Below are 16202 nucleotides of genomic sequence, written 5' to 3'. Positions count from 1 at the left end.
GGCCAGAATGCTTCAGTCGCAAATCAAACCGGCAGATTCACGCACGCTTGGCCCATTGTGCATTTACCCCGGGACGTCAGGCGGGTTATTTCCCTTGCGACACAAAATTCAGGCCGGTCATGACACGTATTCTTTCCCTTCTAACGATTTGTTTCGTCGCGCTGGCGGCATGTACCGATTCGGGTACCACAGCCCTTGGGGCCGATGGCAGACCGCTGCCTTCGGTCTACAAGATTCGCGGCAACCCCGAGAAACTGCAGTTCCGCATGTTGGATTCGGTCAACGCGCTGCGGCAGGCCTCGGGTCTGCAGACGGTGCAACTGAATTCACAGCTGAACGCAGCGGCGGCGACCCATTCCAAGGATATGGCCCGCCAGAACCGACCCTGGCACTTTGGATCGGACGGGTCCTCACCCATCGATCGCGCCGCGCGGGTCGGGTATTTCGGGACATTCCTGGGCGAGGCGATCTCGGAAACCTATGAGACCGAGACCGAAACGCTGGCGGCCTGGATGCAAGAGCCCGGACCGCGCTCGGTCATCATGGACCCCAAGGCGACCCAGATGGGCTTTGCCTGGCATCAGGAAGGCGGCGGCAAGATCTGGTGGACGCTGGAAATGGGAACGGGCGGCTGATCGCAGCCAGCAAGACATGACAAAGCCCCCGAAATTCGGGGGCTTTTTTGTTTCTGATCAGTGCCTTAAGCGGCCTGCATCGACTGCGCTTCGGTCAGGATCGCATACAGCTTGACCGGGTCGGGATTCGCCCGCAGCTTGGCGCAGACGGATTGCTCGCGCAGCGTGCGCGACACCAGCGCCAGCGCCTTCAGGTGATCGACACCGGCTTCTTCGGGGGCAAACAGCGAAAACGCCAGATCAACGGGCTGACGGTCGACCGAGCCGAAATCGATGGGTTTTTCCAGCATCACGAACACGCCTGAAACCGCATCCAGCTCTGGCAAGCGCGCATGCGGCAGCGCCACACCATGGCCAACGCCGGTGGGACCCAGACTCTCACGTTCGAGCAAACCATCCACCACGGCCTGCGCGTCAAGCCCAAGCGTCGCACCGGCAATGTCACCGATTTCCTGAAACAAACGTTTCTTGCTGGACGCGGACGACAACACGCGTACCGCTTCGGGCTTCAGAATGCTCGAAAGCTCCATCATCTTGCTCCTGGGCCATGCCCCCGCAGCCGGGGACAGGCCAATAATCCTTGCCTGTTACGGATCGATCCACCCGATATTGCCGTCTTCGCGGCGATATACGACATTCAATCCGTCCTTGTTCTCGTTCCGGAACACAAGGACCGGCGCACCGGCCAGTTCCATCTGCATAACCGCTTCACCAACACTCAGCGATGGGATCTTGGTTTCCATCTCAGCCACGATCATCGGCTGCAGCGATTCGGGCTCGTCAGCCGAATCCGATTCGTCAGAGGCGAGGATATATGAGGACGCGCCGAAGAGTTCAACCGGCTCGGACCGATCCTTGTGGTGGTCTTTCAATCTGCGCTTATAACGACGCAGTTGTTTTTCCATCTTGTCGCAGCACCCCTCGAACGCCGCATAGATCTCGGTCGCGTGCGCCTTGGCCTGAGCGGTCAGGCCGGTCGACATATGCACGGTGGTTTCGCATACATATTCATGCGCCGAACGGGAAAACACGACGCTGGCATCCGTCGGCCGCTGGGCGTACTTGCCCACAACCTCGCCCAGTTCGGTCTGCACATGAGTTTGCAGGGCCGCACCGATGTCGATCTGTTTTCCGCTGATTTGGTAACGCATGTGATCTCCTTCACAATTCACACCCATTTTGATGCCGCAATCCGCGGCGGTCTTATTTTTATCGGGTGGGGGGTCGCAGCAGAGCCTGCGGTTGCCGCTGATCCACCCCTTCGATGAAGGGGCATAGCGATTCAGTCTGGAACCGAAGACTTGCCATACCCCAATTGAGACAAGAGCCGAGGGAAGAGTCAATCAAAACAGGTGCGTATCCACCAGATTTCCGGCATGCACCGGGCACAATTCTTCGTAAGCTCATGAAATGCGGAAGTTTTCCCCCAGATAAACGCGGCGCACGTTTTCGTTTTCGACCACTTCATCGGGGGTGCCGGACATCAGAACCTGACCGTCATGCAGAATATAGGCCCGATCCACAATTTCGAGCGTTTCCCGCACGTTATGGTCGGTGATCAGAACCCCGATGCCGCGCTTTTTCAGATCGGCCACCAGATGGCGGATATCGCCGACGCTGATCGGGTCAACGCCTGCAAAAGGTTCGTCCAGCAGCAGATATTTCGGGTCAGCCGCCAGACAGCGCGCGATCTCGACCCGGCGACGTTCCCCGCCCGACAAGGCCAGCGCGGGCGCGCGGCGCAAATGTTCAATCGAGAAATCCGACAGCAGCTCCTCAAGCCGCTCCTTGCGGCGATGGGCGTGTTTAACGGTAATGTCCAGCACCGAGGCGATGTTGTCCTCGACGCTCATGCCGCGGAAGATCGACATTTCCTGCGGCAGATAGCCGATGCCAAGACGGGCGCGGCGATACATCGGCAGGGTGGTCACGTTCTGCCCGTCGATGGTCACTGTCCCGGCCTCAGGAAACACCAGCCCGGCAACAGAATAGAAAGTCGTGGTCTTGCCCGACCCGTTCGGCCCCAGCAGCGCCACAACCTCGGACCGGTCCAGCGTCATCGACACGTCACGGATCACGGTTTTCTTGCGGTAGGATTTCCGCAGTTTTTCGATCTTCAGACCAGATGTGCCTTCGGCAACAGACAGGTTCGGGCGGTTCATCAGTTCTGACCCTGTTGCAGGATGGTCTTGACGCCGCCCGACATGGTTGCGGTGCCGCTGGTCAAGTTCGCGACCATCTGATCCCCGCTGATGATGCTGGGGCCTTGGGTCAGCAGCACATTGCCCCGCATCTCGATCACGCCGGATTCGATGGTGTATTCGGCCCAGTCGCCCTCGGCCGCATCGGGCGGGCTGACCAGAACCACGTTCTCGGTCGCCTCCATCCGTTCGATGGCCGAGCGGTCCTGATTGTAGATCACCAGAACCCGTTCCGCGGTCAGGCGCATCTCGCCCTGAATGACGATGACGTTGCCGACAAACTCGGCCGAGCCGTCTTCCTGATTGACGTTCAAGGTCTCCGACGTCACTTCGACCGGCAGGCTCGGGTCGGCCTTGACGGCCCCAAATGCCACCTGAGCCTCTTGCGCCGACACGGGCGCAGTTGCGGCGATCAGGGCAATACAAACAGAGGCGACACGAAAATCAAACACGGGTTATCTTTCAGCTTTTTGCGGCTCGTATATCAGCTTCACGCCATCTGTAAAAAGAATATGGACCGGACCATCCTTTTTTTCGGTTCCGAACGTCATCCGCCCGGCGGTGAAGTCCCCGATCGGGCCGGTGCCGTCAATCTGGCCCGGCGTATCGCCGCGAATTTCATCCAACGATGTGTTCAACAGATCGGTGGTGACCTGAATGCCATCAGCGGTGGTGATGACCACGTTGCCGGCAAAGGTGGCGGTGCCCTTGTCGGGCCGGATCATACCGGTGTTGGATTCCAGCGTGATCTCGCCCCCGTTGCTGAGACCGAACCGGCCCTGAACCTCAGCCGCCGTGGGGCTGCCACCGGCGCTGCCCTGACTGGCGCGGCGGGCTTCGACGCGGATTTCTTCACCCTTGCGGGTGACGCCCTTATAATCCGGGCGGGTCACCACCTGCTCGGTCAGCCGCTCGTCGATCTCCTGCCCGCTGAAGGGCACCGAGACGTCTGTGTCGATGCTGCGCGACAGCAGGAACACGGTGGACAGCAGCAAGATGGCGGCCAGAGGCAACACCACCTTGAGAAACTGCACCCATCGGGAATGGCGATCCACCGGTGTGTCCCCTCAGCCCAGACCAACGCGCAGGCAGTCGTGGATGTGCAGAATGCCCTCGGTGCGGCCATCCGAGGCCGGGTCCACCACAAACAGACAGGTGATCTTGGGCTTCTGCATAGTCATCAACGCTACCGCACCCTCAGCCAATTCGTCCGGGCCAATTGTGCGCGGGTCGGCGGTCATGACCTGATCAACGGTCAGATCCAACAGTCCATTCATGTTTCGGCGCAAGTCGCCGTCCGTCACGATACCAAGCAGTTGGTCGTCAGCATTGGTCACACCAACGACCCCGAACCCCTTTTGGCTCATGACCAGCAGGGCTTCGCCCATCGGAGTGCCAGATTGCACGATGGGCGTATCGGTGTGCATCAGGTCGCGCACCGTTGACAGCTGCGCCCCGAGCTTGCCGCCGGGGTGATAGGCGCGGAAATCTTCGGGCTTGAAGTCCCGATACTTCATCAGCGCAATCGCCAGCGCGTCGCCCATCGCCAGCGTCAGCGTGGTCGAGATCGAGGGCACCATGCCGAACCCGCAGGCCTCACCCAAAGACGGGATCAGCAGATGCACGTCAGCCTGCTTCATCAGCGTGCTTTCGGGTTTGCTGGACAGGCCAATCAGCGGGATGCCAAAGCGGCGGGTAAAGGCCAGCAGGTTGGCCAGTTCCGGCGCTTCGCCCGAGTTCGAGATCGCCAGAACCACATCGCCTTTCGATACCATGCCCAGATCCCCATGGCTCGCCTCGGCGGGGTGCACGAAATAGGCGGGCGTCCCGGTGCTGGCCAGCGTTGCCGCGATCTTGTGACCGATATGGCCCGACTTGCCGATACCGCTGATGATGATGCGGCCTGTGGCCTGCAGGATCAACTGTACGGCCTCGGCAAAATGTTCGTTCAGCCCTTCGGCCAGCACGTCCAGCGCGCGGGCTTCGTCGGTGACAACCTGTCGGGCGGTTCTCAGAAATGCTTCGGTATCGGTCATGAGTGCGCAAAAATATCCGTTTCGGGCCAACCGGCGAGGTCCAGCTTCGCACGCATCGGCAGGAAGTCAAAACAGGCCTGCGCCATCTCGGTGCGGCCTTCGCGGGCCAAACGCCCGTCCAGCGCGTCCCGCAGGCGGTGCAGGTACAAAACGTCCGACGCGGCGTATTCGAGCTGCGCATCGGTGAGCGTTTCCGCACCCCAATCGCTCATCTGCTGTTGTTTCGAGATATCGACGCCGATCAGCTCCTGGCACAGGTTTTTCAGCCCGTGCCGGTCGGTATAGGTGCGCACCAGACGGCTGGCGATCTTGGTGCAATAGACCGGTGCGGCCAACGCGCCAAACGTGTGGTACATCGCGGCAATGTCAAAGCGGCCAAAGTGGAATAGCTTCAGCACATTCGGGTTTTCCAGCATCGCACACAGGTTCGGAGCCTGAGTCTGCCCCTTCTCGACCTGCACGATATGGCTGTTGCCGTCGCCGCCCGACATCTGGATCACACACAGGCGGTCCCGATGCGGGTTCAGCCCCATGGTTTCACAGTCAATGGCCACGACCGGGCCCAGATCCAGCCCGTCCGGCAGGTCATTCTTATAAAGGTGGTTCGCCACTGGGATATCCTTCAAGCGCTTTCGCCCCCGAGATAGGGGGTTTCGCAGGCAAACTCAACGTCATCGGGGTCGCGGGGCTGCTACGCGCTCATCGGCTTTACATTATCCCCAAGGGGGGGATAAGGATATGATCATGACGACTCATACCCACGCTTCACATCCACAGATCACCGCGCGGCTGAAACGCGCCCATGGCCATCTGGCCAAGGTCATCGCCATGCTGGACGATCAGGCCCCATGCGGGGACATCGCGCAGCAGCTTTTCGCCGTCGAGAAAGCCATCACCAACGCCAAGCGGGCGCTGATCCACGACCATGTCGATCACTGCCTGTCTGCCGGGGCCGATGGCGACAGTATCGACGATTTCAAATCCATCACGAAATACCTCTGACCCATGCTCAGCGTCCTGAAAAACCGCACCTATCGGCACCTGCTGGCCGCGCAGATCGTGGCGCTGTCCGGGACCGGGTTGGCCACCGTGGCGCTGGGTCTGCTGGCCTTTGATCTGGCAGGCGAGGCCGCGGGGCTGGTGCTGGGCACCGCGCTGACCATCAAGATGGTAGCCTATGTCACCGTCGCGCCTCTGGCCGCTGCCTTTGCAGAGCGGCTGGACCGTCGGAAGATGCTGGTGGCACTGGATCTGATCCGGGCGGCGGTGGCGCTGTGCCTGCCGTTCGTGAGTGATATCTGGCAGGTCTATGTGTTGATCTTTGTGCTGCAATCTGCCTCGGCCGGGTTCACCCCGACCTTTCAGGCCACCATTCCAGACGTGCTGACAGACGAGCAGGACTATACCAAGGCCCTGTCCCTGTCGCGGCTGGCCTATGATCTGGAAAGCCTGCTGAGCCCGATGCTGGCAGCTGTCCTCTTGCTGCTGGTCAGTTTCGACAGCCTGTTTCTGGGCACCAGCCTTGGGTTTGTGGCCTCGGCGCTGCTGGTGGTGTCCGTCGCTCTGCCCTCGCCCAAACCCACCGCCCGGCGCGGCATCTATGACCGGACCACGCGCGGCATCCGCATCTATCTCAAGACCCCCCGCCTGCATGGGCTGCTGGCGCTCAGCTGGAGCGCTGCGGCGCTCAGCGCGATGGTGATCGTCAACACGGTGGTGATCGTGCGCGCCGATCTGGGCCTGTCCGAAAGCGCCGTGGCGGTCGCGCTGGCCGGGTTCGGCGGCGGGTCCATGCTGGCCGCCTTCGCCCTGCCCCGGCTGCTGGAACATATCTCCGACCGCCAGGTGATGCTGAGCGGCGCGGCGCTGGCGACCGGAGCCATGGCCATCGCCGCCCTGCTGTCCGCCACCCTGCCCATGACGCTCATACTACTGACGCTGATCTGGGCCGCCGTAGGCTTTGGCTATGCGGCCACGCTGACGCCCTCGGGCCGTCTGCTGACCCGCTCGGCCCACCCCGAGGATCGCCCCACCCTCTTTGCTGCGCAGTTCACGCTGTCGCACGCCTGCTGGTTGGTGCTGTACCCGTTGGCCGGGTGGTTGATGACCCGCTTCGGGGTCACCGTTGCCATGGCCGCGATGGCCACTGCCGCGATTATGGGCGTGACGCTTGCACTACGCATCTGGCCGCGCAACAGCCGTGCGGCAATCGCGCACAGCCACCCCGACCTGCCCGCAAATCACCCGCATCTGGCGGGACCAGCGCCCCATGCCCATCCCATCATCATTGACGAGTTACACCCCCATTTCCCTCGCCAGTCTTGAGCCTGCCCCGCAAACTGCCGTAAACCGGAACACGCCCCTTCTGACGCCCGGAGCCCGCATGGACCAGCTTGACCGCCGCATCATCGCCGCCCTGCAGCACAACGCCCGCGATTCGACGACCCGCATCGCCGCAACGCTTGGCGTGGCGCGCACCACCGTCCACGAACGCATCAACCGCATGGAAGAACGCGGCATCATCGCAGGCTATTCGGTCATTCTGCGCGAAACCGAAGACACGCCGCGTGTTCAGGTCGTCGTGCTGCTGGAGGTCCAGCAAAAGGAAACCATACGCATCATCAAACGGCTTGAGGCCTACCCCGAGGTCAAGCTCTGCCTCTCGATCAACGGCGAATTCGACCTGCTTCTGTCGGCCGAGGCCCCAAGGATCGAAGACCTCGATATACTGGTCGACGAACTGGCCCGCATCCCCGGCGTGTTGCGGACTAACACCAGTGTGGTTTTTGGCCGCAAAATCGACCGGACCTGAGGGGCGCTAACCCTCTGTAAACCCATGGGCGGCTAGCTTGGCCGGGATTGATCAGAATCCCGGACCGGCAGAATGCCCTATCGCGAAATCCTGTTTGCGCTGCTCGCGCATCTTGCGCTGGTGAAACCCGGCCACGCCGTGGCGGGCATTGAAACGGCGGCTTTGTGCGATCAGGCCGCGCAACGGGCTGCACGGGCCGAAGGCGTGCCTCTGGACGTACTGCGCGCCATCACGCGGGTTGAAACAGGCCGCACGGTGGATGGTGCGCTGCACCCCTGGCCCTGGGCCATCAACCGCGAGGGGCAGGGATATTGGTTCGCCTCGGCGACCGAGGCCAAAGCCTATGTGTTCAACATATTCAAGTCCGGTGTCCGCAGCTTTGATGTGGGCTGTTTCCAGATCAACTACCGCTGGCACGGCAAGGCCTTCCGCTCGATCGACGCCATGTTCGACCCGGACGAAAATGCCATCTACGCCGCCCGCTTCCTGAACGAACTTTATGCCGAGCTCGGCTCATGGCCCGCCGCCGCCGGGGCCTATCATTCCCGGACCAACCATCTTGCGGCCTCGTATTCCAACCGCTTTCAAGCGGTGCTGGCGCAACTGGAAGGTCCGCGCGTGACCAGCGACCCGTTCACCATGACCGCCGCCCCGTTGTTCCCCCCGTCCGAGCCCGCCAGCCGCACCGCGCTGGGCTCATTGGTGCCCCAAACTGCCGCCGCCACCGCGTTCATCCCCTTCAACTAAGAGGTCCCCGTGCCCCGGATCGACATCCGCAACCTGTTCTCTCCGACCGTCCTGCTGGCGCTGGCGCTGATGACGGTGATCGTGATGATGATCCTGCCGATGCCCGCATGGGTGCTCGACGTGGGGCTTGCGGCCTCGTTCGCGCTAGCGATCCTGATCTTCACCCTGACCCTGTTCATCGAACGGCCGCTGGATTTCTCGTCCTTCCCGACGATCCTGCTTGCCTCGCTGATGCTGCGGCTGTCGCTGAACGTCTCGTCGACCAAGCTGATCATCGGACAGGGGCACACCGGTACAAACGCGGCGGGCGACGTGATCGAAGGCTTCGCGCAATTCGTCATGAGCGGCAGCATTTTTCTGGGTCTCGTGGTGTTCGGCGTGCTGCTGATCGTGAACTTCATGGTTATCACCAAAGGTGCCGCCCGCATGGCCGAGGTCGGCGCGCGTTTTGCGCTGGACGGGATGCCCGGCAAACAGCTGGCCATCGACAGCGATATGTCCGCCGGGGCCATCGACCACCAACAGGCCAAGGAACGGCGCGAGCGTGAACAGCAAGAGACCACGTTTTTCGGCTCGCTCGATGGCGCGTCGAAATTCGTCAAGGGCGATGCCATCGCGGGGCTGCTGATCACCCTGCTGAACCTTGTAATGGGTCTCGTGATGGGTGTGATCGTCCATGGCATGCCGGTCTCATCCGCGTTCGAAACCTACGCGATCCTGACCGTCGGCGACGGGCTCGTGTCGCAAATCCCGGCGGTGATCATCTCAATCGCCTCTGCCCTGTTGCTGGCCCGGGGCGGTACGCAAGGGGCCACGGACAGCGCGATTTTCTCGCAGCTCGGGCGGCACCCGGCGGCGCTGGCCACGGTTGCGGTGCTCATGGCGCTGTTTGCGCTGGTGCCAGGATTGCCATTTCTGCCCTTCATGCTCGGCGCGGCAGCGCTGGGCTACGCGGCCTATTCTGGCCTGAAAAAGCGAAACACCGAAGACATCCCCGAAGATACCGCGCCCGAGGCCGACACCCCTGTCTCGCAAGCCATCGGAGATGTGTTGGATCTGGACGACGTGCATCTGGAATTCGCCCCTGACCTGGTCAGCATGGTGCTGAACCCCGGCACCGGGCTGGATGCACGGATTGCCAACATGCGCACCTATGTCGCCTCAAGCTTCGGCCTGATCCTGCCCGAGATTCGTCTGACAGACCGCGCCGACCTGCCCACCGGAACGTATGTGATCAAGGTTCAGGGCGTGGAACAAGCGCGCGGCGTGCTGAATTCGGAACTGGTGCTGGCGCTGGTGCAGGACGGGCACGACCTGCTGCCGGATGGCACCGATGTGACCGAGCCGGTCTATGGCGCCCCCGCCCGCTGGATTCTGCCCAAGGATCAGGAAACCGCCGCCATGAACGGGGCCACCATCGTAACGCCGCCCGAGATTCTGGCGACCCACCTGCTTGAGATCATCAAACAGAATTTCTCGCGCCTGCTGACGCTGAAATCCCTGCGCCGCCTGCTGTCCGAGATGACCCGCCTTAGTGATCCGGTCCGGGCCGAGGCCAACCGCAAGCTGCTCGACGAACTGATCCCCGACAAGGTGCCGATCGACACCCTGCATGCGGTATTGCGACTGCTGCTGGACGAACGGGTCTCGATCCGCAACATGGCGCTGATATTGGAAAGCGTAGCCGAGGCGCGGCTGACCACAACCCAGCCCGAAGGCATCTGCGAACTGGTCCGCCAGCGGCTGGGTTTTCAACTGGTGGCCGAGATGAAGCGCGAGGACGGATCGATCCCGCTGATCCAGCTGGCCCCCGAGTGGGAGGATACCTTTGCCAGCTATCAGATCGACGCCCCCAATGCCGGTCTGGACGTGGCGCTGCCGCCGAACCTGTTCAACAAGCTTGCCGACGGGGTGAATGACAGCGTCGCCAAATCCGCCGACCACGGGCTGTTCCCCGCGGTGGTGACCTCGACCCGGCGACGGCGGTTGCTGCGCACCATCATGCATGCCCGCGGCATCGCCAACCCGGTTCTGTCCTTCGAGGAAATCGGGCTCGAGGCGCGCCCGGCGCTGGTCGGAACGGTGCCCGCGTGATCGCCCTGCCGCCCGAGCTGTTGCCCCATCTGGGGCAAACCTTGTGGCATCTCTTCGCCATTTTCCTGCGCGTGTCGACCATGGTGTCACTGCTGCCCGCCTTTGGTGAACGCAGCATCCCGGTGCGCGTCAAGCTGGGTTTGGCTGTGGCGTTTTCGCTGATCGTGGCCCCTGCGGTGCCCGAGGTCGAAACGGTGCCCGCGTTCGGGCGCATGGTCGCGCTGATCGGTACCGAAGTCGCGACGGGCCTGGCGTTGGGCATCGGCCTGCGCCTGTTTGTGCTGGCGCTGCAAACCGCCGGTTCGATTGCCGCGCAGGCGACATCCCTGTCGCAAATTCTGGGCGGAGCGGCGGCCGAGCCCGTACCCGCGATGGGCTACTTGCTGACGCTGGCCGGTCTGGCGCTGGCCGCCTTGTTGGGCCTGCATGTCCGCGCCGCGCAATTCATGATCCACAGCTATACGCTGTTCCCGATGGGCACCCTGCCGCTGGCCCCGGACCTGACGCAATGGGGCGTTACCCAGATTTCACGCAGCTTCGGGCTGGCCTTTGCGCTGGCAATGCCCTTCGTCATCGCCTCGCTGATCTACAATCTGGCGCTGGGCGTCATCAACCGCGCCATGCCGCAGCTGATGGTCGCGTTCGTGGGCGCCCCCGCGATCACCTTCGCCGGTCTGTTTCTGCTGTTCGCGGGTACGCCGCTGATCCTGTCCGTCTGGTCCGACGCGCTGTTCGCGTTCCTCCAGAACCCGCTTGAGGGCGCAAGATGAGCGGGCAGGACGATGACAGCGACAAGTCCTTCGAGGCGACACCGCAGAAGCTTGAGAAAGCCCGCAAGAAGGGCGAGGTCGCCAAATCCAACGATCTGTCGGTGGTGGCTGCCTATTCCGGATTGCTCATCGCGCTGCTGCTGGCGGGACAGTATACGGCGGAACAGCATGGCACCCTGTTTGTGGTTCTGATCGACCAATCGGATCGACTGGCGGACCTGCTGACAACAGGCCCGGCCACGGCCCCGGTGACGGGCATCCTCCGTGCCACGCTGGTGCCCGTCGCCGCCCTGTTCGTGGTGCCCGCGGTCGCGGTGGTGCTCAGCCTGATCGCGCAGCGCGCCCTGATTTTTGCCCCCGATAAGCTGAAGCCCAAAACCTCACGCATTTCGATCCCCTCGAATGCAAAGAACAAATTTGGCCGGGGCGGCCTGTTCGAATTCGCAAAGAGCTTTGTAAAGCTACTGATCTACGGGGCCTGCCTGGCCCTGTTTCTGCGTGCGAACCTGCCCGAGATCCTCTCGGCCAGCGCGGCACCCGCGCGCGCGTCCATCCTGCTGATGATGAACTTGTTGTTTCGGTTCCTGTTCATCGTCATCACAATCGCGCTGGCGATCGGCGTGATCGACTATCTGTGGCAACATGCCGAGCATCTGCGCAAGAACCGCATGTCCCGCAAGGAAATTCAGGACGAAACCAAGGATTCCGAGGGCGACCCGCATGTCAAACAGCAGCGCCGCCAGCGCGCGCAGGACATTGCTACCAACCAGATGATGGCGGATGTGCCCAAGGCCGATGTGGTGATCGTCAACCCGACCCATTACGCGGTGGCGCTGAAATGGTCGCGCGCCAGCGGCACCGCGCCGGTTTGCGTCGCCAAAGGGGTCGATCAGGTGGCCGCCACGATCCGCGCTACGGCGGGCGAGGCTGGGGTGCCCATCCACTCGGACCCGCCAACCGCGCGCGCGCTGCACGCGACGGTCGAGATTGGTCAGGAGATCGCCGAGGAATACTATCGTCCCGTCGCTGCCGCGATCCGCTTTGCCGAAGCCATGCGCAAACGCGCCAAGGGGCAGGTGATATGATGCGCGACCGTATGACAGGCCTTTTGACCGTGACCGAAGCGGCTTATCAGCGCGAGCACCAGAAGCTGCGCCCGCTGCTGAGGCAAGAGGCGAAGCTGTTGCAGCAACTGGCCCGGCTGGACCGCCAGTTGGCCGAGGTAAAGTCGCAAGGTGCAGACACCGATGGCTACCGCATCACCGGCACCGATCTGTTGTGGCACAGCTGGGAATCGGCCACACGGCGGCAGCTGAACACAGAGCTGGCGCGCCTGCGGTCGCAAAAAATTGCAGTGATGGACGACTTGCGGCGGGCTTTCGGGCGCAAGCAAGCGGTGACGGAATTGTCGCAGCGCCTGCAGCAAAGCAAGCGCCGCGCGGCGCAAGAATAGGGCTGCGATCAGGTATCCTGTCGGTTGACGCTGGTGATCAGCACCTTCGAGACATCCTGACCAAGATCCTTTTGCGCAACTTCCAGCAATGCCGCGCGCAGAACCTGAAGGTTATCCGAGCGGGTAAAAGCCCCGTCAAATCCACCGCTGTTAGCGTGATCGAACAACACTTGCAGAAACCTGTCTCGCAACTTTGGTTCGATCTCGTAAAAGGCATCCTCGATACCCGAACGCACCTCGAGGCTGAGCGACATGGTGACCAGGGCCGATATCTCATGCTCCGAGACAACAGGGATCACGAACTGCTTGGTCAGCTTCAGATATTGCTGCGTCTTCTTTTCATCTTTTTTCCCGGATTTTGAGGTCTTTTGCTGTCCGGCCTCAGACTTGGCCGGCTTGGCTTCGGCCTTTTCCTCGACCTTGTCCGAAGGGGCTAGGACAACACCAGCCCCGACACCCGCAGCAAGACCCGTGACCAGACAGATGATCGGCAACAGTTTTCCCATCACATCCTCCCTTCAGAACGGCAGAACCGTATCGAGAACCTGCTGCCCGTATCGCGGCTGCTGAACATCCGTGATCTGACCGCGCCCACCATATGACACCCGCGCCGACGCGATCTTGTCATAGGTGATTTCGTTCTGGCGCGAGATGTCCTGAGGGCGGACATAGCCAGCAACCAGCAGTTCACGCAGTTCGAAATTCACCCGCAGTTCTTGCGAACCGGTGATCGACAGCACCCCGTTGGGCAGCACATCGACTACCGTCGCCGCCACCCGCAGGGTCAGCTTTTCCTTGCGTTTGACCGACCCTTTGCCCTTGCTGACAGAGGCCGAGTCAATCGATACCGCCTCCTCGAGCGACGCTCCGTCCGGCAACCGTTCGGCCGCGCGTTGCGGCAGGCCGAACAGGCTGGGCACAGCAAGGCTTTCCGACCCGGCGCGGGATCGGTTGGTGTCGTTCGATATTTCGGCCTTTTCGTCCAGCTCGATCACCACGGTCAGAATATCACCTTTCTTCATCGCCCGCTGATCCCCAAGTAAGGAATGCTGCCCGCCGCTCCACAAGGAAGCGCGGTCCACGGTGCGTTGGGATTGGCTGTGCAAAGGCAGGCCGGGCCACAGCATCGCAACATGCTCGGGCGATTCCGTACTGGGTGTCAGGCTGGGCGGTTTGCCCAGATGATCAAGCCGACCACAAGCGGCAACGCCCAGAACGGCAAAGAGCATACATTTCATTATTTTAGACATTACTTGACCTCGATTTGACCATCGGGGCGGATCACGCCCGTTACCGTTGTGCGCGACGACAGATTCATCACACGGATCCGATCACCTGCGGCCCCCCGACCCAGCGCTCGACCTTCGGCGTTGATCGAAAGTGCGACGCTATCAAAGACCAGCGTCACCAGATCGTTGCGGTCCACGATGGCGGGCGGGCCGATATCCGACGGGCGGATCGGCCGCCCCGGGTACAGCGCCACGCGCGCCTCTTGCCCAATCAGATCCGAGATATCCCGAACCGCCCCCGCCACATCGGTGGCTTTGATCTGAAGGTCCGCAGCGGAAATAATTTCCTTTGCACGGATCGCCCGGGTCGGCACCACAATCTCGGCCCATGTCGCGGCGGGTATCAGCGCAAGAAGGCAGATCAGTGCCCGCATCACCGCACCTGCGTCGTTGCGCCCATCATCTGATCGACGGCCGAGATGACCTTGGCGTTCATCTCATAGCCGCGCTGCGCCTCGATCAATTCCGTCACCTCGCGCACCGCATCGACCGAGCTGTCCTCCAGGTACCCCTGCCGCAAGGTCCCCAGCCCATCCTCGCCCGGCGTTCCGACCACCGGCGCGCCCGAGGCTTCGGTCTCTTTGAATAGGTTGCTGCCCACCGCTTCCAGCCCCTTGGCGTTCGAGAAACTGGCCAGTGTGAATTCGCCCAGCAACTGCCCCTCGGCAGTATCGTCGAAATAAGCGTAAACCTCGCCCGCGGCGTTGATCGAGATCGATCTTGCATCGTCGGGAATGGTGATCTCGGGAGCGACGGCGAACCCGTCAGAGGTGACGATCAACCCCTCGGCTGACCGCTTCAGACTACCATCGCGGGTAAAGGCCGATTGGCCATTGGGCAAGGTCACCTCAAGATAACCGCGTCCTTCGATGGCCACATCCAGATCGCTGCCGGTCGCCGACAGCCCACCCTGTTCCAGCTGCACCGTTACGGCCGATGGACGTACCCCCAGACCCAGCTGGATACCCGTCGGCAGCACAGTCCCGTCCGAGGCATTGACCGCTCCCGCCCGCGCCATCTGCTGATAATGCAGATCGGCGAATTCAGCCCGCCGCGCGTTGTAGCCGGTGGTGTTCATGTTCGCCAAGTTGTTCGAGATCGTCTCGACCCGCATCTGCTGGGCGGTCATGCCCGTGGCAGCAATCTTCAAAGCCCGCATATCAGTATCTCCTTAAACAATTCAGCGCATCAGCGCCTTGAGCGCACCGCGCACCCGTTCATCCTCGGCATCCAGAAAGCTCTGGCCCAACTCATAGGCGCGCTGAATTTCAACCAGCCGCGTCACCTGTTCGATAGCGTTGACGTTCGATCCTTCGAGGAAACGGTGCAGAACGACCGGTTCCGCCACAGGTTCGATGTCGGCGTCGGTGCGAAATTGCGTGCTGCCTTCGCGCACCAGATCCTTCGTTTCGGCCACCCGATAGACCCCGAGCTGGCTCAGAAGCTGTCCGTTGACGCTGAGCGTGCCGTCACTGCCTACATCAATGCTGGCCGCATCGGGAGGGATGAACACCGGGGCACCGTTGCTGTCCAGCACCCGATGCCCACCCATCGTCACCAGATCACCCTCGGCGCTGAGCGAAAAACTGCCCGCGCGGGTCAGGCGATTGCCACCCGGCGTTTCGATCATGAAGAACCCGTCGCCCTCGATGGCGAAATCGAATTGGCCGCCGGTTTCGGTCAGCACACCTTGCTGCAGCGACGTGTTACGGACCTGAGCGCGGCTCATCGACAGTGAGGGCGCGTCGGGCATGTCGCGGATGAACTCGGAAAACACCAGCCCCTGCTGGCGGTATCCGGTGGTGTTGGCATTGGCGATATTGTTCGCCACCAGCCGCATTTCGTTCATCAGCCCGGACTGGCGGGACAGGGTGGTATAGGCGGTGTCCATCAGCGGCCTCCGGCAATCAGGGGGATCAGTGTCCCGGTGAAGAATGTGACAAGGGTCTGGGTCATGAAGCCCATCGAAATCCAGAACACGATGACGATGGCGATCAGCTTGGGCACGAAGGTCAGCGTCATCTCCTGCACCGAGGTCAGCGCCTGAAACAGACCGACCGCCAGACCCGAGATCAGCGCCACCGCCAGAATCGGGACCGAGGTGATCACCGCGACCCACAGCGCCTGACGGACGATGTCATAGAACAGACCTTCGCTCAGCATGG

Annotated in this window: 22 protein-coding genes; 9 read left to right on the top strand and 13 right to left on the bottom strand. The window is 61.9% G+C overall.

What is annotated here, in order from left to right; all coding sequences use genetic code 11:
- The first annotated feature begins 119 nt into the window (after positions 1-119).
- Positions 120-635, top strand: coding sequence for a divisome-associated lipoprotein DalA (dalA, locus tag ACR1XV_RS12125; RefSeq protein ID WP_480531624.1), 516 nt, complete (start codon positions 120-122; stop codon positions 633-635).
- Between the two features lie 65 nt (positions 636-700).
- On the opposite strand, the gene ACR1XV_RS12120 is transcribed toward dalA, so the two are convergent.
- From ACR1XV_RS12120 to ACR1XV_RS12090, 7 genes are all read right to left on the bottom strand, one after another.
- Positions 701-1165 carry a PTS sugar transporter subunit IIA gene (locus ACR1XV_RS12120; RefSeq protein ID WP_480531622.1) on the bottom strand — a complete coding sequence of 155 codons (465 nt, stop codon included), beginning with the start codon at positions 1163-1165 and terminating at the stop codon, positions 701-703.
- 57 nt (positions 1166-1222) lie between these two features.
- Positions 1223-1786 (bottom strand): ribosome hibernation-promoting factor, HPF/YfiA family, encoded by a 564-nt coding sequence (gene hpf / locus ACR1XV_RS12115; protein WP_480531620.1) that lies wholly within the window; start codon positions 1784-1786, stop codon positions 1223-1225.
- A gap of 252 nt (positions 1787-2038) precedes the next feature.
- Positions 2039-2797 (bottom strand): LPS export ABC transporter ATP-binding protein, encoded by a 759-nt coding sequence (gene lptB / locus ACR1XV_RS12110; protein ID WP_480531618.1) that lies wholly within the window; start codon positions 2795-2797, stop codon positions 2039-2041.
- Positions 2797-3288, bottom strand: a complete 492-nt coding sequence (locus tag ACR1XV_RS12105; RefSeq protein WP_480531616.1) for an LptA/OstA family protein — start codon at positions 3286-3288, stop codon at positions 2797-2799. Before ACR1XV_RS12105 ends, lptB begins: the two co-directional genes overlap by 1 nt.
- Before the next feature lie 3 nt (positions 3289-3291).
- Positions 3292-3891: an LPS export ABC transporter periplasmic protein LptC gene (locus ACR1XV_RS12100; RefSeq protein WP_480531614.1), complete on the bottom strand. Its 600-nt coding sequence runs from the start codon at positions 3889-3891 to the stop codon at positions 3292-3294.
- A gap of 12 nt (positions 3892-3903) precedes the next feature.
- A complete protein-coding gene (locus ACR1XV_RS12095) occupies positions 3904-4872 on the bottom strand; it encodes a KpsF/GutQ family sugar-phosphate isomerase (RefSeq protein WP_480531612.1) in 969 nt (322 codons plus the stop codon).
- Positions 4869-5483: a ribonuclease D gene (locus ACR1XV_RS12090; RefSeq protein ID WP_480531610.1), complete on the bottom strand. Its 615-nt coding sequence runs from the start codon at positions 5481-5483 to the stop codon at positions 4869-4871. Before ACR1XV_RS12090 ends, ACR1XV_RS12095 begins: the two co-directional genes overlap by 4 nt.
- Positions 5484-5616: 133 nt before the next feature.
- Between ACR1XV_RS12090 and ACR1XV_RS12085 the strand changes: the two genes are divergently transcribed.
- The 8 genes from ACR1XV_RS12085 to ACR1XV_RS12050 all read left to right on the top strand — a co-directional run bounded on the left by ACR1XV_RS12085 (position 5617) and on the right by ACR1XV_RS12050 (position 12748).
- Positions 5617-5874 (top strand): metal-sensing transcriptional repressor, encoded by a 258-nt coding sequence (locus ACR1XV_RS12085; protein WP_480531608.1) that lies wholly within the window; start codon positions 5617-5619, stop codon positions 5872-5874.
- Positions 5875-5877: 3 nt separating this feature from the next.
- Positions 5878-7197, top strand: coding sequence for an MFS transporter (locus ACR1XV_RS12080; RefSeq protein WP_480531606.1), 1320 nt, complete (start codon positions 5878-5880; stop codon positions 7195-7197).
- Between the two features lie 58 nt (positions 7198-7255).
- Positions 7256-7684, top strand: coding sequence for an Lrp/AsnC family transcriptional regulator (locus ACR1XV_RS12075; RefSeq protein ID WP_480531604.1), 429 nt, complete (start codon positions 7256-7258; stop codon positions 7682-7684).
- 72 nt (positions 7685-7756) lie between these two features.
- Positions 7757-8431, top strand: a complete 675-nt coding sequence (locus tag ACR1XV_RS12070; RefSeq protein WP_480531602.1) for a transglycosylase SLT domain-containing protein — start codon at positions 7757-7759, stop codon at positions 8429-8431.
- Between the two features lie 9 nt (positions 8432-8440).
- The gene (gene flhA / locus ACR1XV_RS12065) at positions 8441-10525 is read left to right on the top strand and encodes a flagellar biosynthesis protein FlhA (protein ID WP_480531600.1); all 2085 of its coding nucleotides are present in this window, start codon (positions 8441-8443) and stop codon (positions 10523-10525) included.
- Positions 10522-11295 (top strand): flagellar biosynthetic protein FliR, encoded by a 774-nt coding sequence (locus ACR1XV_RS12060; RefSeq protein ID WP_480531598.1) that lies wholly within the window; start codon positions 10522-10524, stop codon positions 11293-11295. The genes flhA and ACR1XV_RS12060 overlap by 4 nt, the downstream gene beginning before the upstream one ends.
- Positions 11292-12380 carry a flagellar type III secretion system protein FlhB gene (gene flhB, locus ACR1XV_RS12055; RefSeq protein WP_480531596.1) on the top strand — a complete coding sequence of 363 codons (1089 nt, stop codon included), beginning with the start codon at positions 11292-11294 and terminating at the stop codon, positions 12378-12380. The genes ACR1XV_RS12060 and flhB overlap by 4 nt, the downstream gene beginning before the upstream one ends.
- Positions 12377-12748 carry a hypothetical protein gene (locus tag ACR1XV_RS12050; protein WP_480531594.1) on the top strand — a complete coding sequence of 124 codons (372 nt, stop codon included), beginning with the start codon at positions 12377-12379 and terminating at the stop codon, positions 12746-12748. The genes flhB and ACR1XV_RS12050 overlap by 4 nt, the downstream gene beginning before the upstream one ends.
- A gap of 8 nt (positions 12749-12756) precedes the next feature.
- On the opposite strand, the gene ACR1XV_RS12045 is transcribed toward ACR1XV_RS12050, so the two are convergent.
- From ACR1XV_RS12045 to ACR1XV_RS12020, 6 genes are read right to left on the bottom strand one after another with little or no spacing between them, the layout of a single operon-like run.
- Positions 12757-13254, bottom strand: a complete 498-nt coding sequence (locus ACR1XV_RS12045; protein WP_480531592.1) for a flagellar basal body-associated protein FliL — start codon at positions 13252-13254, stop codon at positions 12757-12759.
- 12 nt (positions 13255-13266) lie between these two features.
- Positions 13267-13998, bottom strand: a complete 732-nt coding sequence (gene flgH, locus ACR1XV_RS12040; RefSeq protein WP_480531590.1) for a flagellar basal body L-ring protein FlgH — start codon at positions 13996-13998, stop codon at positions 13267-13269.
- Positions 13998-14411: a flagellar basal body P-ring formation chaperone FlgA gene (gene flgA, locus ACR1XV_RS12035; RefSeq protein ID WP_480531588.1), complete on the bottom strand. Its 414-nt coding sequence runs from the start codon at positions 14409-14411 to the stop codon at positions 13998-14000. Before flgA ends, flgH begins: the two co-directional genes overlap by 1 nt.
- Complete coding sequence (gene flgG / locus ACR1XV_RS12030; protein ID WP_480531586.1) at positions 14411-15196, bottom strand: flagellar basal-body rod protein FlgG; 786 nt, start codon at positions 15194-15196, stop codon at positions 14411-14413. Before flgG ends, flgA begins: the two co-directional genes overlap by 1 nt.
- Positions 15197-15217: 21 nt before the next feature.
- On the bottom strand, positions 15218-15928 hold the full coding sequence (locus ACR1XV_RS12025) for a flagellar hook-basal body complex protein (RefSeq protein ID WP_480531584.1): 711 nt from the start codon (positions 15926-15928) through the stop codon (positions 15218-15220).
- Positions 15928-16200, bottom strand: a complete 273-nt coding sequence (locus ACR1XV_RS12020; RefSeq protein WP_170675403.1) for a flagellar biosynthetic protein FliQ — start codon at positions 16198-16200, stop codon at positions 15928-15930. Before ACR1XV_RS12020 ends, ACR1XV_RS12025 begins: the two co-directional genes overlap by 1 nt.
- Positions 16201-16202: the final 2 nt, after the last annotated feature.

This window comes from Ruegeria sp. AD2(2025), from assembly GCF_056542385.1.
The sequence above is the reverse complement of the archived record's forward strand: the minus strand, read 5'-3'. Positions and strand labels throughout refer to the sequence as shown.